The 25,030-nt window shown below is 67.9% G+C and carries 21 protein-coding genes; 11 read left to right on the top strand and 10 right to left on the bottom strand.

Going from position 1 to position 25,030, the window contains the following annotated elements; translation table 11 throughout:
• The first annotated feature begins 243 nt into the window (after positions 1 to 243).
• The 3 genes from QM806_RS12345 to QM806_RS12335 all read left to right on the top strand — a co-directional run bounded on the left by QM806_RS12345 (position 244) and on the right by QM806_RS12335 (position 3,287).
• Positions 244 to 801 (top strand): PadR family transcriptional regulator, encoded by a 558-nt coding sequence (locus tag QM806_RS12345; RefSeq protein ID WP_005264441.1) that lies wholly within the window; start codon positions 244 to 246, stop codon positions 799 to 801.
• Entirely contained in the window at positions 794 to 1,876 is a 1,083-nt protein-coding gene (locus QM806_RS12340) for an inositol-3-phosphate synthase (RefSeq protein WP_005264442.1), read from the top strand. The genes QM806_RS12345 and QM806_RS12340 overlap by 8 nt, the downstream gene beginning before the upstream one ends.
• Positions 1,877 to 2,036: 160 nt before the next feature.
• The gene (locus tag QM806_RS12335; protein ID WP_283291546.1) at positions 2,037 to 3,287 is read left to right on the top strand and encodes a T3SS (YopN, CesT) and YbjN peptide-binding chaperone 1; all 1,251 of its coding nucleotides are present in this window, start codon (positions 2,037 to 2,039) and stop codon (positions 3,285 to 3,287) included.
• Here the strand turns inward: QM806_RS12335 and QM806_RS12330 are convergent.
• The 7 genes from QM806_RS12330 to QM806_RS12300 all read right to left on the bottom strand — a co-directional run bounded on the left by QM806_RS12330 (position 3,284) and on the right by QM806_RS12300 (position 11,672).
• Positions 3,284 to 5,503, bottom strand: coding sequence for a transglycosylase domain-containing protein (locus QM806_RS12330; RefSeq protein ID WP_502943852.1), 2,220 nt, complete (start codon positions 5,501 to 5,503; stop codon positions 3,284 to 3,286). The two genes, QM806_RS12335 and QM806_RS12330, sit on opposite strands and share 4 nt — an antisense overlap.
• 132 nt (positions 5,504 to 5,635) lie before the next feature.
• Positions 5,636 to 5,827 carry a hypothetical protein gene (locus QM806_RS12325; protein WP_043791782.1) on the bottom strand — a complete coding sequence of 64 codons (192 nt, stop codon included), beginning with the start codon at positions 5,825 to 5,827 and terminating at the stop codon, positions 5,636 to 5,638.
• A gap of 117 nt (positions 5,828 to 5,944) precedes the next feature.
• Entirely contained in the window at positions 5,945 to 6,838 is an 894-nt protein-coding gene (locus QM806_RS12320; protein ID WP_005249640.1) for a carbohydrate ABC transporter permease, read from the bottom strand.
• Positions 6,835 to 7,884 (bottom strand): carbohydrate ABC transporter permease, encoded by a 1,050-nt coding sequence (locus QM806_RS12315; RefSeq protein ID WP_005570354.1) that lies wholly within the window; start codon positions 7,882 to 7,884, stop codon positions 6,835 to 6,837. Before QM806_RS12315 ends, QM806_RS12320 begins: the two co-directional genes overlap by 4 nt.
• 15 nt (positions 7,885 to 7,899) lie before the next feature.
• Complete coding sequence (locus QM806_RS12310) at positions 7,900 to 9,174, bottom strand: ABC transporter substrate-binding protein (protein WP_005264448.1); 1,275 nt, start codon at positions 9,172 to 9,174, stop codon at positions 7,900 to 7,902.
• Positions 9,175 to 9,333: 159 nt separating this feature from the next.
• Entirely contained in the window at positions 9,334 to 10,407 is a 1,074-nt protein-coding gene (locus QM806_RS12305; protein ID WP_269591041.1) for an ABC transporter ATP-binding protein, read from the bottom strand.
• 335 nt (positions 10,408 to 10,742) lie between these two features.
• Complete coding sequence (locus tag QM806_RS12300) at positions 10,743 to 11,672, bottom strand: ferredoxin family protein (RefSeq protein ID WP_120660126.1); 930 nt, start codon at positions 11,670 to 11,672, stop codon at positions 10,743 to 10,745.
• A gap of 62 nt (positions 11,673 to 11,734) precedes the next feature.
• Between QM806_RS12300 and QM806_RS12295 the strand changes: the two genes are divergently transcribed.
• The 3 genes from QM806_RS12295 (at position 11,735) to QM806_RS12285 (ending at position 14,116) form a co-directional block, all read left to right on the top strand.
• Positions 11,735 to 12,703, top strand: coding sequence for an ABC transporter substrate-binding protein (locus QM806_RS12295; protein ID WP_283291540.1), 969 nt, complete (start codon positions 11,735 to 11,737; stop codon positions 12,701 to 12,703).
• Between the two features lie 73 nt (positions 12,704 to 12,776).
• Positions 12,777 to 13,595 (top strand): DUF2786 domain-containing protein, encoded by an 819-nt coding sequence (locus tag QM806_RS12290; protein WP_283291538.1) that lies wholly within the window; start codon positions 12,777 to 12,779, stop codon positions 13,593 to 13,595.
• A complete protein-coding gene (locus tag QM806_RS12285) occupies positions 13,592 to 14,116 on the top strand; it encodes a TIGR04338 family metallohydrolase (protein WP_005264453.1) in 525 nt (174 codons plus the stop codon). The genes QM806_RS12290 and QM806_RS12285 overlap by 4 nt, the downstream gene beginning before the upstream one ends.
• A gap of 6 nt (positions 14,117 to 14,122) precedes the next feature.
• On the opposite strand, the gene QM806_RS12280 is transcribed toward QM806_RS12285, so the two are convergent.
• Complete coding sequence (locus tag QM806_RS12280) at positions 14,123 to 14,602, bottom strand: nitroreductase family deazaflavin-dependent oxidoreductase (protein WP_005570361.1); 480 nt, start codon at positions 14,600 to 14,602, stop codon at positions 14,123 to 14,125.
• 237 nt (positions 14,603 to 14,839) lie between these two features.
• Here QM806_RS12280 and QM806_RS12275 point away from each other — a divergent pair, with 237 nt between their 5' ends.
• Entirely contained in the window at positions 14,840 to 15,634 is a 795-nt protein-coding gene (locus QM806_RS12275; RefSeq protein ID WP_005264455.1) for an LLM class F420-dependent oxidoreductase, read from the top strand.
• A gap of 68 nt (positions 15,635 to 15,702) precedes the next feature.
• Here QM806_RS12275 and QM806_RS12270 read toward each other — a convergent pair whose 3' ends face one another.
• Entirely contained in the window at positions 15,703 to 16,917 is a 1,215-nt protein-coding gene (locus tag QM806_RS12270; protein WP_054248112.1) for an acetyl-CoA C-acetyltransferase, read from the bottom strand.
• 255 nt (positions 16,918 to 17,172) lie between these two features.
• On the opposite strand from QM806_RS12270, the gene QM806_RS12265 reads away from it, so the two are divergent.
• The 4 genes from QM806_RS12265 to QM806_RS12250 all read left to right on the top strand — a co-directional run bounded on the left by QM806_RS12265 (position 17,173) and on the right by QM806_RS12250 (position 23,264).
• On the top strand, positions 17,173 to 18,639 hold the full coding sequence (locus QM806_RS12265) for a class I adenylate-forming enzyme family protein (RefSeq protein ID WP_064080195.1): 1,467 nt from the start codon (positions 17,173 to 17,175) through the stop codon (positions 18,637 to 18,639).
• Between the two features lie 64 nt (positions 18,640 to 18,703).
• The gene (locus QM806_RS12260; RefSeq protein WP_283291533.1) at positions 18,704 to 20,524 is read left to right on the top strand and encodes a DUF3556 domain-containing protein; all 1,821 of its coding nucleotides are present in this window, start codon (positions 18,704 to 18,706) and stop codon (positions 20,522 to 20,524) included.
• Entirely contained in the window at positions 20,521 to 21,954 is a 1,434-nt protein-coding gene (locus tag QM806_RS12255; RefSeq protein WP_005570368.1) for a phytoene desaturase family protein, read from the top strand. The genes QM806_RS12260 and QM806_RS12255 overlap by 4 nt, the downstream gene beginning before the upstream one ends.
• Positions 21,951 to 23,264, top strand: coding sequence for a PucR family transcriptional regulator (locus QM806_RS12250; protein WP_430459371.1), 1,314 nt, complete (start codon positions 21,951 to 21,953; stop codon positions 23,262 to 23,264). The genes QM806_RS12255 and QM806_RS12250 overlap by 4 nt, the downstream gene beginning before the upstream one ends.
• Before the next feature lie 68 nt (positions 23,265 to 23,332).
• Here the strand turns inward: QM806_RS12250 and QM806_RS12245 are convergent, their stop codons facing one another.
• The gene (locus tag QM806_RS12245; protein WP_283291531.1) at positions 23,333 to 25,024 is read right to left on the bottom strand and encodes an acyl-CoA dehydrogenase family protein; all 1,692 of its coding nucleotides are present in this window, start codon (positions 25,022 to 25,024) and stop codon (positions 23,333 to 23,335) included.
• Positions 25,025 to 25,030: the final 6 nt, after the last annotated feature.

Raw genomic sequence — 25,030 nt, 5'->3', positions numbered from 1 at the left:
CCAGGGTCGTTGCCCACCAGCCGCCGTCGGGTGCCGTCGGCCGCGGTTGGTCGCCCGATGTGACATTCGTTCAGTCAGACGGCACCGGTGTGACATTCGGCGACGCAGCCGGACACCCGGACCTGGGTTGACAACCTGTGACGGCTTGTCCCGTGTATCGAGCGCGCGTATCCTCCTATATATCGGTGCGATATAGTTTTGAATCGCATCACGCGGTTAGGTCGGGCGACTCAGGGGGTGGACGTGCTCGAATTGGCAATTCTCGGGCTGCTCCACGAGTCACCCATGCACGGATACGAGCTGCGCAAAAGGTTGACGGGACTGCTGGGTGCATTTCGCGCCTTTTCGTACGGTTCCCTCTACCCGACGCTTCGACGCATGCAGGCAGACGGTTTGATCGCCGAGGACGCAGGCCCTCCGGGGACCGTCAAGCGTCGCGCCCGCCGCGTCTACCAGCTCACGCCGATCGGCAAGGAGCGGTTCAAGGAACTGGTCGCCGACACGGGTCCGCAGAACTACACCGATGACGGATTCGGCGTTCACCTCGCCTTCTTCAGCCGCACTCCCGCAGAGGCGCGGATGCGGATTCTCGAAGGCAGACGACGCCAGGTCGAGGAGCGCCGTGAGGCGCTTCGCGACGCGATCGGAAAAGCGAGCGGCACGCTGGATCGCTACACCAAGCAGCTCCACCAGCTCGGTCTCGAATCCAGTGAGCGTGAAGTGCGCTGGCTCAACGAGCTGATCGCCGCCGAGCAATCGACAGCAACACCTAAGAAAAAAGGAGAACCCGACCATGGGTGAGAACAGCACCGCGGTGCGCGTGGCCATTGTGGGCGTGGGGAACTGTGCCTCGTCCTTGGTTCAGGGCGTGCAGTACTACAAGGACGCCGACGAGACGGCGACCGTTCCCGGCCTCATGCACGTCAAGTTCGGCAAGTACCACGTGCGCGACGTCCAGTTCGTCGCCGCGTTCGACGTCGACGCCAAGAAGGTCGGATTCGACCTGTCCGAGGCCATCTTCGCCAGCGAGAACAACACCATCAAGATCGCCGACGTCCCGCCGGCCGACGTTCCGGTGCTGCGCGGCCCCACCCTCGACGGCATCGGCAAGTACTACGCCGAGACCATCGAGATCTCCGAGGCCGAGCCCGTCGACGTCGTCAAGGCCCTGAAGGACGCCAAGGTCGACGTGCTGGTCTCGTACCTGCCCGTGGGTTCCGAGGACGCCGACAAGTTCTACGCCCAGTGCGCCATCGACGCGGGTGTCGCGTTCGTCAACGCCCTGCCCGTGTTCATCGCCTCCGACCCCGAGTGGGCCGCGAAGTTCAAGGACGCCGGCGTCCCGATCGTCGGTGACGACATCAAGTCGCAGGTCGGCGCCACCATCACCCACCGCGTGATGGCGAAGCTCTTCGAGGACCGCGGCGTGCAGCTCGACCGCACCATGCAGCTGAACGTCGGCGGCAACATGGACTTCAAGAACATGCTCGAGCGTGATCGCCTGGAGTCGAAGAAGATCTCCAAGACGCAGGCCGTGACGTCGAACCTGACCCGCGACCTCGGTCCGGGCAACGTGCACATCGGCCCGTCGGATCACGTCGGCTGGCTCGACGACCGCAAGTGGGCGTACGTCCGCCTCGAGGGTCGCGCCTTCGGTGACGTTCCGCTGAACCTGGAGTACAAGCTCGAGGTCTGGGACTCCCCGAACTCGGCCGGCATCATCATCGACGCCGTCCGCGCAGCCAAGATCGCCAAGGACCGCGGCATCGGTGGACCCGTCTACCCGGCGTCCGCGTACCTGATGAAGTCCCCGCCGGTCCAGATGGCGGACGACAAGGCTCGTACCGAGCTCGAGGCGTTCATCATCGACGCGTAGTTCACCACGCAGCAGCATCTGAGCACATAGGTCGCTCAGCTCCCGGCGAATGCACCTTTCGTCGTCTTCACGGCGACGAAAGGTGCATTCGCCTTTGTGTTCGATTTCTTGTCAGACCCTCCCTCTACGGTGACACCCAGGATTCATCGAGGGAGGCGTGATGTCCGACAACACTTTCGATCGAGAGATCGACGACGCCTGGACCGAACTCCAGGACCGTCTGACCGGGTACGTGCACGTGATGGAGGACGACGACGAGCTGGTGCTGCAGTCGCAGTACGACAGCGTCGACGACGGTCTCGTCGAGACCGCCGCGTGCGTGCGGTTCTTCGCGTGGGCCGGCGACAAGGTGCGGTGCGAGGTGCCGTCCAACCGCTTCCTGCACCCGGCGCGGGCACTCACCGAGGAGGAACACGATCGGCTGATCGAGCTCGGCTGGAATCGCCCCGACCTGTGCGAGCACGTCGACGAGGGCAACGGTTCCGCGTCGTACTACCTCGACGCCGACCGGGAGGACGCCCACCTGCTAGCGTCGATGACGGTCACCGTGTTCCGGGAGATCTGGGACCTTCTGCATCCCTCGTTCCTGAAGGCGATCACCGGTGGCCGGGGCGAGACCCCGGAGTTCGGTACGGCCGATGTCCCGGCCCAGCTGCGCGACGGCGCCGGGCTGCGCGACCGTGTCGATGCCGCGGTCGAATCCATGCTCGAGCAGGCACCCGGCAAGGACACGGACGGCGACATCCTCGTCTGGGTCGGCGACCTCCCCACGTATGTGCGGGTGATCGAGGAGGACGCCCGCGTCGAGGTGTTCGCCCGCGTGGTCCACACGATCAGCGATCGCACGCGCACCGCGGAGGCGCTCGCCGACCTCAACCGCCAGTGGCCCGACATCAAGTTCCTGCTCATCGTCGACAACGTGGTCGCCGTCATGCGCGTCGACGGATCACCGTTCGTCGCGGATCACCTGGTGTCGGTGTTCCGGATGTTCGAGCATTTCGTGGACACCGTCGACGACGCGTTCGCCGAAAAGCTCGGCGGCAAACTCAATTCCACACCCGGCGCCACGTCCTCGTACGCCGAGCACGAATGCGAGGACGAGTTCCCCGCCGCCCTCGTGACCCTGATCCACCTCGACTCCGAGAGCGGGCTCGACCCGGACGACGTCGCGGAGATCTGCGGACGCGACCGCGACACCATCCTCGAGTTCCTCCGGCTCTGCACCGAGCAGGAGATCGAGTGGCGCCACAACGCGGAACTCGCCCGCGAGGAAGAGCCCGAGGAGGCCGACATGTGTGAGGACGAGGCAAGCGCCTGGGCCAAGACGACGGAAAGCCTCCGCGCCGCGCTGCGGGTTGTGGTGCTGCCGAACAGGACTCCGCCGCGCGGCGGGTTTCAGAACCTCGGCTAACCGGGCAGCGGGATGATGACGCCCGGCAGGATTTCGATCTGGGTCGGCGCCGGGACGGGTGCGGGCACCGGGGGGACGGGCGGGACCGGGACGGCCGGAGGCGGAACCTCGACGGGTGCCGGGGTGGGGGCACCGGGCGGCGGGACAACCCCGCTGGTGCCGGTTCCCGTTCCGTCGCCGCTGGTTTGACCGGTCCACGTGGGCACACCGGCTTGGCCGCCGATCGGGTCGGGCCACGGGAAGTCTTCCCAATCGGTGTCTTCGAGGGCGCCGTCCATCGTGTCTTTCCAGATGTCGGACGGCAGACCCGAACCGTAGATCAGGCCGCCCCAGCTGTTGTTGATGGCGGTGGCATCGGCCTTGCCGATCCACACCGCCGTCGCCAGCGACGGCGTGTAGCCGACCATCCAGGCGTCCTTGTTCTCGCCGGTGTCCCCGAGCTGCGCCGTGCCGGTCTTCGCCGCGGACGGGCGTCCCCCCGCCAGCGCGTGGCCCCGCGAGTACGAGGCGATGGGCATCAGTGCCTGACTGATGTTGTCGGCCACCGCGGCATCGAGCCGGCGCTCACCCGGACTGGGCGCACGGTCCAGGAGCACGACGCCGTCGGCGGTCACCACCCGCTGCACGAAGTACGGCTGGTGGTAGATTCCCGACGCCGCGAGCGTCGCGTACGCGGACGCCATGTCGATCGGCCGCGACAGGTACTGGCCGAGGACGATGCCGCCCTCGGGTTCGCCGCCGTTCTCGCTGAGCGTCTTACCCTGCACCCCGGGAATGAACTCCGGGATCCCCGCCTTGTGGGCGGCGTCGGCGATGGCCTGCGGACCGTTGTCCAGCGACATCATCAACCGGTAGAAGCTCGTGTTCAGCGACCGCTTCGTCGCCTCGGCGATGGTGCACGTGCCGCAGGACTCGCCCTCGACGTTGCCGATCTGCACGCTGCCGACGGTCAGCGGTGCACTGCTGAAGCGGGCGGAGAGGGGGATGCCCTGTTCCAGCGCCGCGGCCAGGCCGAACACCTTGAACGACGACCCCGTCTGCAGGGGCGCCTGGGCGTAGTCGAAGCCGGCGCCGTCCTCGCCGCCGTAGTACGCGCGCACACCGCCGGTGCGGGGATCGATCGACACGACGGCGGTCCGCAGCCCCGGATCCTCCCCTTCGAGGTTGTCGTGGACGGCCTCGATCGCGGACTCCTGCGCCCTCGGATCGATCGTGGTGGTGATCTGCAGTCCCTCGGTGTTGAGGGTCTGCTCGGAGATTCCCGCATCCGACAACTCGCGCAGCACCTGGTTGCGGATCAGGCCATCGGGGCCGGGCGCGGAGTTGGCGTCGGTGGGCCGGTTGGACGGGGCGGTGACCGGGAATTCGGCCGCACTGCGGTCCTGCTGACTGAGCACACTCATCGCGACCATGCCGTCGAGCACGTAGTTCCAGCGCGCCTGCAGCTGGTCGAGGTTGGCCTCGGGGTCGAGGTAGGACGGGCTCTGGATCACGGAGGCGAGCACCGCGCCCTCGGCCACCGACAGGTCGCCGACCGGCTTGTCGAAGTAGGCGCGCGACGCCGCCTCGATGCCGTACGCGCCGCGCCCGAAGTAGATGGTGTTCAGGTAGGCGGCGAGAATTTCGTCCTTGGACCACTCGCGGGCCATCTTGGTGGAGATCACGAGTTCGCGCATCTTGCGGTACACGTTGCGGTCCGCGCCGACCAGCACGTTCTTGACGTACTGCTGCGTGATCGTCGACCCGCCGCCCGCGCTTTCCTTGCCGAGGACGTTGTCGCGGGCGGCACGCATGAACCCGGTGACGGAGAAGCCGGGGTTGGAGTAGAAGTTGCGGTCCTCCGCCGACAGGACGGCGTCGCGGACGTGCTGGGGAATGGCGTCGAGCGCGATCTCAGTGCGGTTGCCCTCCGGCGGGATCACCTTGGTCAGCTCGGTGGTGCCGTCGGCGGCGAAGACGGTGGCCACCTGATTGGTCTTCATGTCCGAGGGGCGCGGGACCTCGGCGCGGACGTAACTGACCAGGAACCCGACGAGCGGGACGACCAGCAGCAACGCGATCACAACCAGGCTGACCCGGCGGACCGTGCGCCACCGGTTGCGTTTCTTCTTCCCGTCCGGTGGTGGAGTGGTCGTGTCAGCCGAACCGTCGTCCACGGGCGGTGTGCCCCCCGGATCGGAGGCATGGTTGCGCGTCGCGTCGTTGCCAGAACTCACTTCCACACTCCCGGTCAGTTATCCGGTCACGGAGGATCATCGCACCCACCCGTACGTATGTTATGTGAATGGCCTCGAGTGTGACGCGCGCCGCGCTAACGCTCAGCAAATATCCATACCGACCGTACTGTTTCAGCGCACCCGATTCCGGGCGACGACCGCCAGCCCCGACAGCACCAGGCATCCGAGCAACACCAGCGCAGGGGTGACGCCGGGGTCGCCGCGGACGACCTCGACGACCGCGGCGATGAACGCCATCACCGTGAAGAACCCGAGGATGCCGATCAGAACCTCGAGCCGCTGCCGCTTCGCCACCGGATGCATGACCGACACCTTTCCCCTCGCCCCGCTCGACCGGCACCTTTCCCCTCGCCCCGCTCGACCGGCACCTTTCCCCTCGCTCCGCTCGACCGGCACCTTTCCCCTCGCTCCGCTCGACCGTTAACTCTTCACGCCGCCGGCCGTCAGGCCCGACACGATGCGACGCTGGAACAGCAGCACCATGATCACCAGCGGAATGGTGACGATCGTGCCCGCCGCCATGATCGCCGCGTACGGCACCACGTGCGGGTCGTTGCCGGAGAACCGGGCGATCGCGACCGTGACCGGTTCGGTGGCGTCGCTGGAGAGCTGGCTGGCGAGCAGGTACTCGTTGACGGTCGCGATGAACGCGAGGATGGCGGTGGTGAACAGGGCGGGCGCCGCCAGCGGCAACATCACCAGCCGGAACGCCTGACCGCGGCTGGCGCCGTCGATCCGCGCCGCCTCCTCGAGCTCCCAGGGAAGTTCCTTGAAGAACGACGTCAGCGTGTAGATGGTGAGCGGCAGGACGAACGAGATGTTCGGGATGATCATCGCCTGGTAGGTGCCGATCCAGCCGATGTTCGTGAACAGCTGGAACAGCGGGGTGACGAGGGCGACGACGGGGAACATCGACGCGCCTAGGACGATGCCGACCACCACGTACTTGAACCGGAACTCGATGCGGGCCAGCGCGTAGGCGGTGAAGATGCCGACGGCGAGGGCGACGACGGTGGTGATACCGCCGATGATCATGCTGTTGACGACGGCCCGGGTGAAGTTGTTGCCGCTGCTCGTCGACAGGGCGTTCTGGAAGTTCTCGAGCGTGACGTGCGTGGGCCAGGGTGTGGTGTCGAACGTGTAGTCGGGGTCGCGGAACGCCGTCACCATCATCCAGTAGAACGGCGCGAGCCCCCAGACGAGGATGATCGCGACACCGATGTAGATGCGGGAGTTCTTGAAAGCGAACCGCTTCGGGCGGTTGCGGCGGACGGGCCTGCTCGGGAGTTCGAGCTCCGGGGCGCGATGGGTCACGACTTCGGCCCCTTTCGCTGGGCTTCCTGAGTCTCGACGGCGTTGGCGCCGAGAAATTTCACGAGGACGAACGCCACCGCGAAGATCAGGAGGAACGTGATGGTGGAAAGCGCGGACGCGCTGTTGAACCCTTGCCGCACCTGGTCGACCACGAGGATCGACACCGTCGTGGTGGCCGGGTTGCCGCCGGTCAGGATGGCGGGCAGGTCGTACATGCGCAGGGCGTCCATCGTGCGGAACAGGATCGCAACCATCAGCGCCGGCTTCACCAGCGGGAGCGTGATCTGCCGGAACCGCTGCCACGCCGAGGCGCCGTCGACCCGCGCCGCCTCGTACACGTCCTGCGGGATCATCTGCAGTCCGGCGAGGATCAGCAGGGCCATGAAGGGTGTGGTCTTCCAGACGTCCGAGATGATCACCGCGAACCGGGCGGGCCACGCGTCCGACGTCCACAGGATCTCGGTGCCGAGGAGGCGATTGGCGATGCCGTCGTAGGCGAAGATGAAGTACCAGAGCTTGGCGGTGACCGCGGTCGGGATGGCCCACGGGATCAGGACCGCCGCACGCAGCAGGGCGCGGCCCTTGAACGTCTTGCCCATGATGATCGCCATCCACAGGCCGATCGCGACCTCGAGGCCCACCGTGACGACGGTGAAGAACGCGGTGTTCCCGACGGCCGACCAGAACTGGGAGCCGAGCGTGCCGGGCGGGCACGCCACGGCCACCCCGCTCGGGGAGGTGCACTGTTGCAGAATCCAGTGCGTGTAGTTGGTGAATCCGGCCCAGCCGCCCTCGACGAACATGCCGGTCGACGGATCGAGTCCCGCGTCCTTCTGGAACGACATCACCACTGCCCGGATCACCGGGTAGCCGATGACGACGGCCAGCACGGCCAGCGTCGGCACGACGAACAGCCACGCGCGGCGACTGCTCAGCCCAAAGCGTCGCCTGTTCTCGCTCTTCTCACGCGAACCGCGGCCGGGGTCGTTATCCCCGGCCGCGGGACGGGCCGGCGCTCCACTGGTGGTCCCAGTCGGAACGGCCATGTTCACTCCTGTGCTCTACGAGCCTGCGGACTGGATGCCGGACTGCATGTCCGTGATCGCCTGATCCACCGACTTCTCACCCTTGATGGCAGCGTAGGCGTTGTCCTGCACGGCCTTCGACACAGCGGGGTAGAACGGCGTGACCGGACGGGGGACGGCGTTCTCGATCGACACCTTCAGCGTCGGCATGAACGGGTAGGCCGCGATGATCTCCGGGTCGTCGTACAGTGCGGCGCGGACCGGCGGCAGCGAGCCCATGGCGATGATCCGCTGCGCCTGCTCACCCTGCAGGAAGGTGAGGAAGTCGCGGGCCGTGGCCTTGTTCTCGGAGTACGCGCTGATGGCGGCGTTGTAGCCACCGAGGGTCGAGGCGCCGATGCCGTCCTTGCCGGGCAGCGGGGCGACCGCGAACTTGCCCTTGACCGCGGACGAATCCTTGTCGGCGGTGCCGTACACGTAGGGCCAGTTGCGCAGGAACAGCGCCTTGCCGTCCTCGAACGCCTTCTGGCTCTCGGGCTCCTTGAACGTGGTGTCCTGGGCCGGGATGTCACCGTTCTTGAAGTTGTCGACCAGCACCTGCAGGCCGGCGCGGGCCTCGGGGCTGTCGACGGTCGGCGTCTTGCCGTCCTCGCCGACGAACGAGCCGCCGTACGCGTTGATGACCTCGGCGGTGTTCACCGTCAGGCCCTCGTACGGTGCGAACTGACCGGCGTAGCAGTCGATGTTGTTGGTCTTCGCGACCTCACACGCGGCGGCCAGCTCGGCCCACGTCTTCGGTGCGGCGGGCAGCAGGTCGCTGCGGTAGTACAGCAGGCCGCCGTTGGTGTTCTTCGGCGCCGCGTACTGGGTGCCGTTGTAGGTGGCGCTGTCGACCGTGGCGGGGAGGATTCCGGTGTTGTCCACCGCGAACTCGCCGGTCAGCGGCTGCAGCCAGCCCTTGGCCGCGAACTCCGCGGTCCAGGGGACGTCGAGTGCGACGACGTCGTAGTCGGACTGCTTGGCCTGCAGGTGCTGGACCAGGTCGTCGTGCGCCTGATCGGCGTCGTTCGACTGCTCCTTGAACGTCACCTGCTCGTCCGGGTGCTCGGCGTTCCACGCGTCGATGATCTGGCGGACGACACCGGTCTCGGTGGTGTCCTTGCCCTCGACGTACGTGATGGGTCCGCGACCGTCGAGGTTCTCCGACGTGGAGTCGCTGCCGCTGTCGCTCGAGCAAGCGGTGAGCGTGACCAGCGAGGCAGCGGTGGCAAACACCGCGGCGCGCCGGACCGCTCTCGAAATCTGAACCATGGAGTCTCCCCGTAGGTAGATGTGGATGAACCCGTTACCGGCACGACAGAACTCGCGGCACCGGCGCGGTGTCGGAACATACTGTGGCATGGAACACCGCAGAAGTCCGGCATTACCCCCGACCTGAATCGGTCAGGAACCGCTCCGGCCCCCGCCGGGTCAGCTCAGCCGGTAGCCCTCGGACGCCGAGAACAGGTGCACCTGGGACGGGTCGACGTGCAATTTCACCAGGTCACCCTTGCGGGGCGGGTTCCGCCAGTCGGCGCGGGCCACCAACTGCTGGGTCTCCCCGTTGACGGTGCTGCGGCCGTAGATGTAGGCGTCGGATCCGAGTTCCTCCACCACCGCGACCTCCATCGGGATGCCGGTGGTCGACAGTTCCAGGTGTTCGGGGCGGATCCCGACGACGACCTCGCGTTCGTCGGTATCCGCGCGCAGCTGCCGGGGCAGCGGAATGGTCGCGTCGCCGAGCAGGACCCCGTCGGGGGTGATCGGCAACGTGAAGAGGTTCATCGACGGTGATCCCATGAAGCCGGCGACGAACACGTTGGCCGGCCTGTTGTAGAGGTCGCGGGGCGACGCGCACTGCTGCAGCACCCCGTCCTTCAGCACCGCCACCCGGTCGCCCATCGTCATGGCCTCGACCTGGTCGTGTGTCACGTACACCATCGTCGTCTCGAGGCGACGCTGCAGCTGCGCGATCTGGGTGCGCGTCTGCACGCGGAGCTTGGCGTCGAGGTTGGACAGCGGCTCGTCCATCAGGAACACCTGCGGCTGCCGGACGATGGCACGTCCCATCGCGACACGCTGCCGCTGACCGCCGGACAGCGCCTTCGGCTTGCGGTCCAGGTACGGCTCGAGGTCGAGGAGTTTCGCCGTCTCCTCGACGCGCTTGCGGATGTCGTCCTTCGCGGCGCCGGCGAGCTTGAGCGCGAAACCCATGTTCTCGCCCACCGACATGTGCGGGTACAGCGCATAGTTCTGGAACACCATCGCGATGTCGCGTTCCTTGGGTTCCTGGGTGGTGACGTCGCGGTCGCCGATGAGGATCCGGCCGCTGTGGACGTCCTCGAGCCCGGCCAGCATCCGCAGCGACGTCGACTTGCCGCAGCCGGACGGGCCGACGAGGACCAGGAACTCACCGTCCTCGATCTTCAGGTCGAGCGTGTCGACGGCCGGTTTGTCCGAGCCGGGGAACAGGCAGGTGGCACCGTCATAGGTCACTGTGGCCATGAACGTCGAAGTCCCTTCTACCCGGCGCCGCGCACAGGTGCGTGAAAATGTACCTGTTGACGCACTTTCTCACTCACCGCTGGGTCGGTGGATGATCGGCTCGCGCAACCGCCGTCAGGCCTCCGCGCGCCGCCACCGCTGCCGATTCGGCCGAATTACGCTCGGTCCGAATCATGTTGGCGGCATTCATGTACAGGTTTCTCCACAGCTGGGGATGGATGTGTCGATGAATCGGGGCGGTGAATACCGTGTGAACACCACGAGTCGCCGGCGCAACCGCAGCGAGACCTCCTGCCGCATGGGGCGCTTCGCGCCCGTGCGCCTTTTTGGTTGCCCTAGCTACCAGAACGGCGCACGGGTGGCGGAGCCGCCTCGAACCGGTCCGGGCTGTCCACGACACCCGCGCTGCAGGCGGTCAGGCGGGGTTCGGCGCTGGTCGTGCGAACCCGGACCAGGTCGGTCCCGGCCGGGTGCCGGACCAGGACGTCGGTGTCGCCGTCCGGCCGCGGGGTCGCCGACAGCGGGATCACGTCGTCGAGTCCGAGCAGCGACCGCTCGACCCGGACGGTGTGCTCGGCGAACTGCAGCACCGGGTCGTCGGTGCACCGGCCGCGGTAGTGTTCGAGCACCACGCGTCCGTGATCATGTTCGGCGACAATGTGTTCCGCCGCCTCCGCGGCGACCCGGCCGTAGTAGATGCCCGACGGCAGGCACACCATGGTCGCGGCGAATCGGTCGCCGCCGACGTGCGTCGATTCCCACACCCGTCCGTCGCGGTGGCCGAGGCCGGTGACGACGGGGCGTCCGAACGACGCGCAGCACGCGTCCTTCTTGCCGTGAGTGCAGACGAGAAACAGCGATTCGGTGGGGTCGAGACGTTCCCCCACTCCGGGTGACAGGTCGAGGTCGAGGTCGAGCAGCTCCCGGTCGTCACGCACCAGCAGTCGCTCCGCCCAGCCGTCGGCTCGTCCGGGACGCACGAGGTAGACATGACGTCTCGCGGCGACGTCGCGGCGCTCCCGGGTGCGGATCAGCACCGGACGCACCCCCGCGTCGGCGCACCGGGCGGCGAGTGCGTCGCCGAGGACCGGGTCGAGCCGACTCTGCCGGAGCCGGTCGCGTCCCCAGGGTCCGGGTTGCTCGATCAGCAGCCAGCCGCGCACCCGGGGCGCGGTGCCGCACAGCGGCTCTTGGAGTGACCGGGAGAGCGCCGCGCAGGCCGGTGGCGTCCACCCCTCGGGCGACATCGTCGTCTGCACGCTCACGCAACAGACTATATAAGGTTAGGTTCGCCTATCTTCTACCCCCTTCGAGATCGAGGTCCAGGATGCGTTCTGCCACGTGCTCCCCGAATGTCACCGACGTCCAATGGCAGGAGATCGTCGACGCCCTCACGCGACGCGAATTCGGAGCCGGGCTGGGAGCAGCCGCACTGGCCGCGCTCACCGCCGCCTGCGCGCGACCCGACGCGGCAACGGGCAGCGACAGCGGCGCCCAGCGCACCGTCACCCACGCCATGGGCACGACGACGGTGAGCAACCGGCCCAGTCGCATCGTCGCCCTCGACAGCCTGCCCATCGACACCGTCGTCACGCTCGGGAAGACCCCGGTAGGCGCTGCTCAGGCCGGTTCCGCCGACGCGCTGCCCGCCTACCTGGGCGGCGGACTGGACAGCACCACCGTCGTCGGGTCGATCGCCGAACCGAACCTCGAGGCGATCGCCGCGCTGCAGCCCGACCTCATCCTCAGCAGCAAGCAGCGGCACGGCGACCTGTACGACGCGCTGTCCGCGATCGCGCCGACCGTCTTCTCCGTGTCGCCGGCGGTCGACTGGCAGGGGACGCTGCGGTTGTTCGCCGAGGCCATGGGTGAGACGGACGCAGCCGAGCAGAAGCTGTCGGCGTTCCATGCCCGCGCCGCCGCGTTGACCGAAACCAGCCGGGGCCGCACCGCGCACGTCATCCGCGTGATGGACGACGGCCTGCGCCTGCACGGGCCCGGCACGTTCTCCGGTTCCGTGCTGACCGCGGCCGGCTACACCATCACCGGGCAGCCGTGGGACGCGAAGAACGACATGTCCGAGATCTCGCTCGAGAACGTCGCCCAGATCGACTCCGACATCGCGTTCGTCGCCAACACGTCCGCACCGGGTGAACTGGGGATCGACCCCGTACTCATCGGGCAGATGGGGCCGTCACGACGCGACGGCGTCCGCCAGACCGACTACCGGGTGTGGATCACCGGCATCGGCCTCACTGGCGCAAACCTGATCCTCGACGACCTCGAGCGACTGTAGGCGGCTCCGCCGCCCGTGCGCCTTTCTGGTAGCGCCGACGACCAGAAAGGCGCACGGGGGCTAGCCTGCCTGGGTGAGTTCCGACAAGATGCTGACCCGCATCGGTGGGCTCCTCCGGCAGGCGGAATCCACCGACAACCCGCACGAGGGCGAGGCCTTCATGGCCGCCGCCCAGCGCCTCGCCACCGCCTCCTCGATCGACCTCGCCGTGGCGCGCGCCCACGCGGCAGGCCGGGAGAAGCGCGCCACTCCCACGCAGCGCCTGATCACGATCGGTGAACCGGGCAAGAAGGGCCTCCGCACGTACGCGCAGCTGTTCCTGGTGATCGCCGCCGCCAACGACGTCCAGTGCGACATCGCCCAGACGTCGGCCGTCATCTACGCGTACGGGTTCGCCGGCGACATCGACGTCTGCGAAGCCCTGTACGCGAGCCTGCTGATCCAGATGGTCCGGGCATCCGACTCCTACATCAGGTCGGGCGAGTACCGCAGCGAGACGACGGTGCGGACGCAGGTCGAGAAGCGTGGGCGCCGCCGCGTCGCGACACGGGTGCGACGGCCCGTCGCCGGTGTCACCGCCCGGTTGAACTTCCAGCTCGCCTACGCCGCGCGGATCGGGCAGCGCCTCGCCGACGCCAAGAAGGAGGCCGAGGAGCAGGCGGTGTCCGTGCCGGAGTCCTCGGCGGAGACGGCACTGGTCCTACGCGACAAGCAGCTCGAGCTGAAGGACTACTACTCGGAGAACTCGCAGGCCCGCGGCACGTGGCGAGGAGGACGGGCATCCGCCGGACATTCGTCGAGCGCCCGCAGAGCCGGCGACCGCGCCGCCCGGACCGCCCGCCTGAGCAACTCACCCGAACTGTCGACCGCCCGCAAGCAGATCCCGTCGTGAAGCGACCCCGCGACACTCAGCGGACCGCCGTGTACGACGCGGAAGCCCTCGTGCGCACCATGTTCGACCGCGCCGACGAGCGCGGGCTGCGCGTCGTCGACGTTCTGGGGTCGCAGGTGACACTGCCGGTGGAACGCAAGTTCGCGTCGATCGACTCGGTGCAGGATTACGTGGACCGGGTGCTCGCCCTGAACTGGGTGCGATCCACCTGGACGCGGGCGGCCACCCCGGTTCACGTCCGCGCGCGGTCGGGCAACAAGGCCGCCCACTACGAAAGCGATTGCGCGACAATCGCGGTACCCGAGCATCGGAACGGCAACGCCTGGGCGTTCCGCGAACTGGTGGTGCTCCACGAGGTCGCCCATCACCTCGATCCGTCCGACCCCGACTACCCGACGGTCGCCCCGCACGGACCGGAGTACGTGGACCGCTACCTCACCCTGGTCGGGGAGATCATCGGCCCCGAGGCGGCATTCGTCCTGCGCACCATGCTCCTCGCGGGCGGGGTGCGGCTGAACTGAGTTGCCTCAGGCGCGGGGACGCAGCCGAACGAAACGGATTTCACGGCCCGCCGCCCGGAAGTCCGCCGCGCTGCCGTCGACGTCGAAGCCCATGCCTTTGGCGATCCGCAGTCCGAGTTTCGGATGCTCCGCCGCGTAATGCGCCATGAAGTCCGCACCGGTCTCGGAATCGAGGAATTCGGCTGTCACCGAGAGTCGCCGGAGGCCCACCTGAATCTTCGCGCTCGGTTGTGCACGCAGGTTCCGGTACCAATCGGACTTGGGACCGAACCCGGCGGCCAGCACGTACCCGTCGCCGACGGCGTCGTGGTTGACCACCTCGAGCACGACCTGCCGCCGGACGCCGGTCTTGCGCCCCACGTGTTCGAGGAGCAGGAATCGGCCACCGAGGAGAAAGCCGAGGTGGACGCGGTAGAGGTAGATCGGCGCGCGGAAGAACGTCCGCCGGATCCCGGTCGGCGGGTCAGGCCTCTGCGTGACCTTCACACACCCAGTCTTCCACGTCCACCGTGTGGTCGGGCGGTGATGCGTCCTCATCCGTTTCGGAGTCAATGGGCGGAAGACGCGCCGACAACCGGGTGAATGTACCGCTTGGCGTATCTGGGGCGCCGGACGGTACATTCGCCCGCTCAAATCGCCCGCTCGGCGGGTTCGTTGTGCGCCCGACCGTCGCGCGAGCACTATGGATCGGGAAGGCCCAACGTCTACTCCGAGGAGCCACGAATGACTCGTCCAGTTCGCATCGGTGTCCAGCTTCAGCCGCAGCACGCGCCCGACTACGGGCTGATCCGCGACGCGGTGCTGCGGGCCGAGGACGCCGGCGTCGACATCGTCTTCAACTGGGACCACTTCTATCCGCTGTACGGCGATCCGGCCGGCGCCCACTTCGAGTGCTGGACGATGCTCGGGGCGTTCGCCGAGCAGACGGAGCGAGTGGAGATCGGTGCGCTCGTCACGTGTGCCGGCTACCGGAACCCGGATCTGCTCGCCGACATGGCCCGGACCGTCGACCACATCAGCGGCGGACGGTTGATCCTGGGCATCGGCTCGGGCTGGTTCGAGCGCGACTACGACGAGTACGGCTACGAATTCGGCACCGCGGGGTCGCGGCTGAACCTGCTCGCCGAGTACCTTCCACGGATCACCGCCCGGTTCGGCAAGCTGGAACCCGCACCCACCCGGCACATTCCGATCCTCATCGGCGGCGGCGGCGAGAAGAAGACACTGCCGCTGGTCGGGCAGTACGGCGACATCTGGCACAGCTTCAGCGACATGGACACGTACAAACGTAAGTCGGGGATCCTCGCCGGGTACGCACGGGATGCCGGACGCAGCCCCGACAGCATCCAGCACTCCACGTCGTGGCCGGGTGTCGACGACGCGGCAGCCCATGTCGACGCCGGCGTCACCCTGTTCACCGTGGGCGTGGGTGGTCCCGACTACGACCTCGGCACTCTGAAGGAGGCCATCGCGTGGCGTGACGAGAACACCCCGCCGCCGCTGTCGGGCCTGGCATAGGCGCTTCGCACCCGTGCGCCTTTCTGGTTGTTCTGGCTACCAAAAAGGCGCACGGGCGGCGGAGCCGCCTACAGCCGTTCGAGGACCATCGCCATGCCCTGTCCGCCTCCGACGCACATGGTTTCGAGGCCGAACTGCTTGTCGTGGGTGGTCAGGTTGTTGAGCAGGGTCGCGGTGATGCGGGCACCGGTCATGCCGAACGGGTGACCGAGGGCGATCGCGCCGCCGGAGACGTTCAGCTTGTCCTCGTCGATGTTCAGCTCCCGCGCCGACCCGATCACCTGCACGGCGAACGCCTCGTTGATCTCGACGAGGTCGATGTCGGAGATGCCCAGTCCCGCGATCGCGAGGGCCCGCTTGGACGCCTCGATCGGGCCGAGACCCATGATCTCCGGCGACAGCCCGGACACCCCGGTGGACACGATCCGGGCCAGCGGGGTCAGCCCCAGCTCCTTGGCCTTGGTGTCGGACATGATCACCAGAGCGGCGGCGCCGTCGTTGAGCGGGCACGCGTTGCCGGCGGTCACGGTCCCATCCGGACGGAACACCGGCTTGAGCTGGCTGACGGCCTCGTAGGTGGTGCCGGCGCGGGGGCCGTCGTCGGTGGACACGACAGTGCCGTCGGGCAGGGTCACCGGGGTGATCTCCCGCTCGAAGAAGCCGGCGCCTATGGCCTCCTCGGCGCGGTTCTGCGAGCGCACCGCCCACCGGTCCTGCTCCTCGCGGGTGATGCCGGTGATCTGCGCGACGTTCTCCGCGGTCTGGCCCATCGCGATGTAGGTGTCGGGGACCAGGCCCTCCTCACGCGGGTCGACCCACTGCTGGCCGCCCTGGGCCAGCTTCTCGGTGCGGGTCTGCGCGTCGGCGTACAGCGGGTTCTGGGTGTCGGGCAGCGAGTCGGAGTTGCCCGCGGTGAACCGGGACACGGTCTCGACACCGGCGGAGATGAACACGTCGCCCTCACCGGCCTTGATCGCGTGCAGTGCCATGCGGGTGGTCTGCAGCGACGACGAACAGTACCGGGTGATGGTGGTACCGGGAATGAAGTCGTAGCCCAGCTGGACCGCGACGTTGCGGCCCATGTTGAAACCCTGCTCGCCGCCGGGCAGGCCGCAGCCCAGGATCAGGTCGTTGATGTCGGTGGGGTCGAGCGCGGGCACCTTGTCGAGTGCCGCCTGGACCATCTGCGCGGCGAGGTCGTCGGGGCGCATGCCCTTGAGCGATCCCTTCATGGCGCGACCGATCGGGGAACGGGCGATGGAAACGATGACGGCCTCGGGCATGAGTAACTCCTACCGATTGACGTGGTGGACGGCAGTCGGTGCGGACCTGCAGCCCCTCAGTTCTAAGCATGTGCTTATTTTCTAAGCGTTTGCATATATTGACCACGCCCGCGGCACGGTGTCAACCCCCGGACGGTCGCGATTGTGCTCAACCGACAACGAACCGCCCGAACTCGAGCCCCCGAGGCCGTTTCTTGCACGAAAACCCCTCGATAGTGTTGTGGATCACACCACAACGAAAGGGCGGACGAAATCGTGTCGCACATCGGGTATTTCGCTTGGGACCTCGCCACACAGCGTGCTGACGCGCCGTGCCTGCGCGACGACCGACTCGAACTGACGTACCGCCAGTTCGCGGAGCGGGTCGACGCCTTCGCCGCACAGTTGTCCGAGAACGGTGTCGGACGTGGCGACGTCGTCGCGATCATGCTGCCGAACCGGGCGGAACTGCTCATCGCCCTGATGGCCTCCTGGCGGATCGGTGCGGCCGCCACCCCGGTCAATCCCACATTCACCGCAAGCGAGGCGGAGTACCAGATCGACGACGCCACAGCGGTTCTCGTCGTCAACGAGGGACCTGACGCACCGACCGGTGGCCGTCCGGCGATCGCCGTCGGCGACATGGCGACCACCCCCGACCCCGCCTGGGCACCCGGCATCACCGCCAGCGGAGACGACCTCGCCCTGCTGATCTACACGTCCGGGTCGACCGGACGCCCCAAGGGCGTGATGCTCACCCACGACAACCTGCAATTCATGAGCTCCTCGATGGTGCAGCATTTCTCGCTGACCGCCGACGACCACTGCCTCCTGATCCTCCCGCTGTTCCACGTCAACGCGATCTGCGTCAGCTTCCTGACCCCGATGCTCGCCGGCGGTCAGCTGAGCGTCACCGGGCGCTTCTCACCGGCCCGGTTCTTCGACGACGTCGCCCGCCTGCGGCCGACGTACTTCTCCGCGGTCCCGACCATCTACGCGCTTCTGGTCTCTCAGGAAACCGTCGGCGACACCTCCTCGCTGCGGTTCGCGGTCTGCGGGGCCGCCCCGATCTCCAAGGAACTTCTCGACCACGCCGAGCAGCGTTTCGGGCTCGTCATCGTCGAGGGCTACGGGCTGACGGAGGGCACGTGCGCGTCCGCGTGCAATCCGCCTGCCGGCGTTCGCAAGCTGGGCACCGTCGGCCCCGCGCTGCCGGGTCAGACCATCGCGATCGTCGACGAGTCCGGGGCACCGGTGCCTGCGGGGACGGTCGGCGAGGTGGTGATCCGGGGCGCGAACGTGATGCGCGGCTACCTCGGCCGCCCCGAGGAAACGGAACGCACCGTCGTCGACGGCTGGTTGCACACCGGCGACGTCGGCCGACTCGACGACGACGGCTACCTCACCCTCGTCGACCGCATCAAGGACATGATCATCCGCGGCGGGGAGAACATCTACCCCAAGGAGATCGAGAACGCTCTCGCCACCCACGACGACGTCCTCGAGGCGGCCGTGATCGGAGCCCCGCACGACGTGTACGGCGAGGTGCCGGTCGCATACGTGGTCACGTACCCGGACACCGCCGTCACCCACGAAGTCCTGGCCGAGCACCTGAGTAGCCGGCTCACGAAAGTCAAACTGCCGGTGGCCATTCACATCGTCGACGCGCTGCCCCGCAACCCTGTCGGCAAGATCGACAAGCCGGGACTGCGGAGTCGCCACCGGCCTGCCGCCGTCAGCTGATCCAGTAACACCCCACACCTCGGGACGCACCCGAGGCGATGCCCCCTACCCTCAGGAGCCTCCCATGGGATTCAAGACCGGGAACTTCCCCGAAGTCGACCCCGCCACCTTCCTCGATCTTCCGTTCCGCGACCGCCTGCGCGCCATGTCGACCCATTGGGTCGACTACGGCTTCGGAACCCCGAAGATGGTGCACACCATCTACATTCTGAAACTGCTCGTCCTCTACCTCGGCATCGGACTGTCGCTCGCGACATTCACGTCCGGCCTGAACGTCCTCGACGTCGGCGCCTGGTGGAACCAGCCGATCGTCTACCAGAAACTGATCCTGTGGACGGTGCTGCTCGAATCGGTGGGTCTCGCCGGTTCGTGGGGTCCGCTCGCCGGGCACTTCAAGCCGATGACCGGCGGCATCCTGTACTGGCTGCGCCCCGGGACCATCCGGCTCCCACCGTGGCCGGGCAAGGTGCCGTTCACCTCGGGCGACACCCGCACCGTCGGCGACGTCCTGATCTACGCGGCGTTACTGCTCAACATCATTGTGGCGCTGATACTTCCGGGAGTACACACGTCGTCGATCGACGCGGCCATCACCGACAACTCCGGACTCGTCCGCCCCGCGGTGCTGTTTCCCCTGATCGCGCTGCTGGTGCTGATCGGTCTGCGCGACAAGGTCATCTTCATCGCGGCCCGCAGCGAGCAGTACCTGCCCGCGATCGTCTTCTTCGGGATCCTGCCGTTCGTCGACATGATCATCGCGCTGAAGCTGCTGATCGTCTCGGTGTGGGTCGGGGCGGGCGTCTCCAAGCTCGGGCACCACTTCTCGATGGTGGTGCCGCCGATGCTGAGCAACACCCCGTGGATGCCGTTCAAGAAGATCAAGCGCGCGCACTACCGCAACTTCCCCGAGGACCTGCGGCCGTCGATCGTCGCCGGTGGTGTCGCCCATGTGCTCGGGACGGTCGTGGAGGTCGTGACCCCGCTGGTGCTGCTGTTCACCACCAACCGCACGCTGACGCTGCTCGCAGTCGCGCTGATGGTCGCGTTCCACCTGTTCATCCTGTCCACGTTCCCGCTGGCGGTGCCGCTCGAGTGGAACCTGCTGTTCGCCTACGCGTCGATCTTCCTGTTCCTCGGATTTCCCGCCTGGGACGGGTACGGCGTCGCCGACATGTCCTCGGTGTGGCTGACCGCGGTGATCGTCGCCGCCCTGGCGTTCTTCCCGATCCTCGGCAACCTGCGCCCCGACCTCGTCTCGTTCCTGCCGTCGATGCGTCAGTACGCCGGCAACTGGGCGTCCGCCACCTGGGCCTTCGCACCGGGCGCCGAGGAGAAGCTCGACGAGCACATCATCCGTCCCACCAAGAACACGCGCACCCAGCTGCTCGCCACCTACCCGCCGGAGGTCGCGGACGTGGTGATGCACCAACTGCTCGGCTGGCGGTCGATGCACAGCCAGGGGCGGGCGTTGTTCTCGCTGATGATGCGCCACCTCGGCGACGACATCGACACCTACTCGCTGCGCGAGGCGGAGTTCAGCTGCAACTCGCTGGTGGCATTCAACTTCGGTGACGGTCACCTGCACAACGAGTTCCTGATTGCGGCACTCCAGCGGCGCTGCAACTTCGCTCCTGGCGAGTTCGTCGTCGCGTGGATCGAATCGCAGCCCATCCACAGGGGCACTCAGCAGTACAAAGTGATCGACGCCGCCCTCGGCGTCATCGAGCGGGGAACCTACAAGGTGTCCGACGCTATCAACGAGCAGCCGTGGCTGCCGAACGGTCCCATTCCGTTCGACGTGCAGTGGACACTGGAAGGAGACGGCTCGAACGTGCGGACGCGGGAGGCGAGGATGCAGGAGACAGATCTGGTGGTGCGGCCGTGACCACCGCAGTCGTGGTCGGCAGCGGGCCCAACGGGCTCGCCGCCGCGGTCCACCTCGCCCGGCACGGCGTCGACGTCCAGGTCCTCGAGGCCGCCGACACCATCGGCGGCGGCACCCGCTCCGGCGAACTCACCGTCCCGGGACTGCTGCACGACGAGTGCTCGGCGTTCCACCCGATGGGTGCCGGGTCGCCGTATCTGCAGACCCTCGACCTCGGCCGGTACGGGTTGACGTGGAAGTGGCCGGAGATCGACTGCGCCCACCCCCTCGACTCCGGTGAGGCGGGGTTGCTGCACCGGTCGATCGCGGCCACCGCCGCCGGACTCGGCGAGGACGGCGCGCGCTGGCAGCGCATGTTCGGCGGACTCGCCGACGGATTCGACGACCTGGCCGCCGACCTCATGCGTCCGATCGCGAACGTGCCCCGGCACCCGCTTCGGCTCGCCAGCTTCGGACCCCGGGCCCTGCTGCCGGCCGCGGTGACGGCCCGCTGGTGGCGCACCGACAAGGCCCGCGCACTGTTCGGCGGCGCCGCCGCGCACGCCTACTACCGCCTCGACCGGCCCGCGACGTCCGCGGTCGGGATGATGATCGTCGCCGCCGGGCACCGCTACGGCTGGCCGGTCGCCGAGGGCGGGTCGCAGTCGATCACCGGCGCACTCGCCGCCCTGCTCACCGACCGGGGCGGCAAGATCACCACCGGTGTCCACGTCCGCGATTGGAACGAACTTCCGCCCGCCGACGTCGTCCTGCTGGACGTCGCGCCGTCCGCCGCGCTCGGCATCCTGGGCGCTCGCCTGCCCGACCGGGTGGCCCGTGCGTACCGGCGGTTCAAGCACGCGCCCGCCGCCTTCAAGGTCGACTTCGCCATCCAGGGCGGGGTGCCGTGGGCCGATCCCGAATGTGGACGCGCCGGGACCGTCCACCTGGGTGGCAGCTTCGCCGAGATCGCGGCCGCCGAACGCGACGTCGCTGCGGGCCGGATGCCGGGGCGGCCGTTCGTCCTCCTCGGTCAGCAATACCTCGCCGATCGCAGTCGTTCGAACGGCGATCTGCATCCGCTGTACGCGTACGCCCATGTCCCGCACGGCTACACAGGCGACGCGACGGAGGCGATCACCGCGCAGATCGAACGGTTCGCCCCTGGCTTCCGGGACCGCGTCGTCGCCACGGTGAGTAGCGGACCGGCGCGTCTGGCCGCGTCGAATCCCAATTACGTCGGCGGCGACATCATCGGCGGAGCCAACACCGAAACCCAGGTAGTGCTGCGGCCGCGCATCGCCCTCGACCCGTACAGCACCGGGATCCCCGGCACGTACCTGTGTTCGGCATCGACGCCGCCCGGCGCCGGGGCACACGGCATGTGTGGGTACAACGCGGCGCAATCGGCCCTGCGCTATCTGCGGAAGGGCGGAGGGGACGTGCTGTGAGCAGTCCCGCCCCCGGCGACCGCGGCGCCGGTGCCAGGCGCCGCATGGCGCGGGTGCCCGCGATGGCGGAAGCCGAGGTCCTCGACATCGTCGCCGGTATCGCCCGGAAACTCGATGTGCGGCAAGCGGAGATCACCCGCTCGATGAGCGCGCTGCTCGCGCACGAGATCGACCAACTCGACGAAGACCCGCAACTCGTCGAACTGCTCGAGGCGAGCGTGAACGGCAACGTCTCGACGATCGTGCACGTCCTCGCCAACGACATTCCCGTCGATCACCTGCAGCCCACCACCGCCGCCGTGGAGTACGCGCTGCGGCTGGCCCAACGCGACGTGTCGTCGAACTCGCTGGTCCGCGCGTACCACATGGGCCAGGACGACCTGATCAAGATCTGCTACGACGAGGTCAGCTCCCTCCAATTGTCCGGACCGCTGACCCTCGCTGTGCTCAAACACATTTCGGAGGTCGTGTACAGCTACATCGACTGGATCACGCTGTACGTGTTCGACGCCTACGAGCAGGAACGACGGCGCTGGCTGGGTGCCCGCGGCAACGTCCACTCGTCGACCATCCACACCCTCCTCACCGGAACGGGCGACGACGGGTCCGCATTCGAGACCGAAACGCACTACCGGCTCGAGCAGACGCACGTCGCGATGATCCTGTGGTCCACCGGTCCCGACACCGAGGCGAGCCTCAACACCCTCGACCACTACGTGCGGGACCTCGCCCGCCACCTCGCCACCGACTCAGCACCCATCGTCACCGCCATCGACCGCCGAACCCTGTGGGCCTGGCTCCCTTTCGGCCGCCGGAAACCCGTCCTCGACACCACCGAACTCGCCGCAACCCTGCCCGCGAACCCGGGAATCCGGACCGCGATCGGACTGCCCGCAACCGGGGTCGCGGGATTCCGGCGGTCACACGAACAGGCCCGCGCCGCCTACTCCGTCGCCACCGTGCCCAACACCCAGGCCCGGCCGATCGTCGGCTTCGGCGACCGCGGCGTCGCCGTCGTCTCCCTCCTCGCCGAGAACCTGGACTCCACCCGAGCCTGGGTGTGGGAGGTCCTCGGCCCGCTCGCGGAGAACACCGATCAGGCCGCGACACTGCGGACCACGCTGAGCACCTACTTCGCGACCGGCGAGAGCCACCTCCACACCGCCCAGCAGATGAACCTGCACCGCAACACCGTCAAATACCGCATCACCAAAGCCCTCGGCGACCCCGCCACCGGCACCCACAGCAAGCTGGATCTCGCTCTCGCCCTGCAGGTGTGCGAGTTCCTGGGTCCGACGGTGCTGAAGTAGGCCCTCCGGGCTTGTGCGCCTTTCTGGTTGTTCCAGCTACCAGAAAGGCGCACGGGCGGCGGAGCCGCCTACGCCCGGTCGAGGATGGACCCGAGATCGGCGGCCGGGGACAGGGTGCCGTACTCGTGGGTGCGGTCGGGGCCGAGGCGGGCGTCGACGAATGCATCTGCGACGGCGGTGGGCGAGAACCGGGTCAGCAGCGACGCCTGCAGTGCGAGGGCCATCGATTCGACGACGGTGCGGGCGCGCAACTGTGCGCGGGCCGGGTCCTCGGTGGCGAGTTCGCCGAGCTGACGACGGACCCGGTCGAGGTGCTCGTCGAGCACCACGCTGCTGCCGCGGGCCAGGTTCACCTCGGCGTCGAATGCGGCGACGCTGTCGGGTTCGCGGGTCATCGCGCGCAGGACGTCGAGGGCGATGACGTTGCCCGACCCCTCCCACACGGCCATGACGGGCTGCTCGCGGTAGCGGCGGGCGAGCGGGAAGTCCTCGGTGTAACCGTTGCCGCCCAGGCATTCCAGCGCCTCGTAGGCGTGGTGCGGGCCGCGCTTGCAGATCCAGTACTTCGCGACCGCGGTCGCGAGCCGGCGGAAGCTGCGTTCCTGCTCGTTCGCGTCGTCGTCGTGTGCCCGGGCGAGGCGCAGCGCGGTGACGGTGGCCGCCTCCGACTCCAGCGCCAGGTCGGCCAGCACCGACGTCATGGCCGGCTGATCGGCCAGGACCTTCCCGAACGCCGAGCGGTGGCGGGCGTGCCACACTGCCTCGGCGACGGACTGCCGCATGCCCGCGGTGCTGCCGAGCACGCAGTCGAGGCGGGTGCGCGCGACCATCTCGATGATGGTGCGGACGCCGCGTCCCGGTTCACCGACCATGTCGCCGACGGTGCCGTCGAGTTCGATCTCGGACGACGCGTTGGACTTGTTGCCCAGCTTGTTCTTCAGCCGCTGGATGCGGAAGACGTTGCGGGTGCCGTCCGGGAGGATGCGCGGCAGCAGGAAGCACGAGAGGCCCTCGCCGCCCGCGCCTTCCGCCTGCGCGAGCACGAGGAACGCGTCGGACATCGGCGCGGAGCAGAACCACTTGTGCCCGGTCAGCAGGTAGTCTGCGCCGGGACCGCCGCGTCCGGCGGGTGTCGCGACGGTGGTGTTGGCCCGGACGTCGGAGCCACCCTGCTTCTCCGTCATGGACATGCCGAAGATCGCGGACGCCTTGCCGGGTGCGTCGAGTTCGGGGGTGTAGCTGCGGGACAGCGCGCGCGGCTTCCAGATCGCGGCGACGTCGGGTTGCAGGTCGAGGGAGGGGATGACGGCGTTGGTCATCGAGATCGGGCAGGAGTGTCCGGGTTCGATCTGCGCGAACATCATGAATGCCGCTGCGCGAGCGACATTCGCACCGGGCTTCGGGTCGGCCCACGCCGACGTGTGCGCCCCGTGCGCGACGGCCGCGGAGATGATCCGGTGGTACGCGGGGTGGTATTCGACCTCGTCGATCCGGTTGCCCCAGCGGTCGAACGTCTTCAGTTCGGGGATGATCGTGTTGGCGAGTTCGGCGTCGTGCTGGAACGTGGCGCTGCCGACGAGTGCGCCGATGTCGGTGAGTTCGCGGGTGGCCCAGTCGGCGTCGTGGCGGCGCACGCCCTCGGCCAGCACCGTGTCGAGGGTGAACTCGTTGACGTCGGTGCGGGGCACCGACTGGTTGAGCACGGTGTGCGTCCGGTGGGGTGCGGGATGGGTGATATTCGTTTCGGAAAAAGTAGTCATGACAGT

It is taken from the genome of Rhodococcus sp. IEGM 1351, from assembly GCF_030056875.1.
Taxonomy (GTDB): Bacteria; Actinomycetota; Actinomycetes; order Mycobacteriales; family Mycobacteriaceae; genus Rhodococcus_F; species Rhodococcus_F opacus.
The sequence above is the reverse complement of the archived record's forward strand: the minus strand, read 5'-3'. Positions and strand labels throughout refer to the sequence as shown.

Coding starts and splice junctions, on each gene's coding strand:
- QM806_RS12340 (WP_005264442.1), top strand. CDS start 794: ATGGGTGAGAACAGCACCGCGGTGCGCGTGGCCATTGTGGGCGTGGGG.
- QM806_RS12335 (WP_283291546.1), top strand. CDS start 2,037: ATGTCCGACAACACTTTCGATCGAGAGATCGACGACGCCTGGACCGAA.
- QM806_RS12325 (WP_043791782.1), bottom strand. CDS start 5,827: ATGCATCCGGTGGCGAAGCGGCAGCGGCTCGAGGTTCTGATCGGCATC.
- QM806_RS12315 (WP_005570354.1), bottom strand. CDS start 7,884: ATGGCCGTTCCGACTGGGACCACCAGTGGAGCGCCGGCCCGTCCCGCG.
- QM806_RS12310 (WP_005264448.1), bottom strand. CDS start 9,174: ATGGTTCAGATTTCGAGAGCGGTCCGGCGCGCCGCGGTGTTTGCCACC.
- QM806_RS12305 (WP_269591041.1), bottom strand. CDS start 10,407: ATGGCCACAGTGACCTATGACGGTGCCACCTGCCTGTTCCCCGGCTCG.
- QM806_RS12295 (WP_283291540.1), top strand. CDS start 11,735: ATGCGTTCTGCCACGTGCTCCCCGAATGTCACCGACGTCCAATGGCAG.
- QM806_RS12275 (WP_005264455.1), top strand. CDS start 14,840: ATGACTCGTCCAGTTCGCATCGGTGTCCAGCTTCAGCCGCAGCACGCG.
- QM806_RS12270 (WP_054248112.1), bottom strand. CDS start 16,917: ATGCCCGAGGCCGTCATCGTTTCCATCGCCCGTTCCCCGATCGGTCGC.
- QM806_RS12260 (WP_283291533.1), top strand. CDS start 18,704: ATGGGATTCAAGACCGGGAACTTCCCCGAAGTCGACCCCGCCACCTTC.
- QM806_RS12245 (WP_283291531.1), bottom strand. CDS start 25,024: ATGACTACTTTTTCCGAAACGAATATCACCCATCCCGCACCCCACCGG.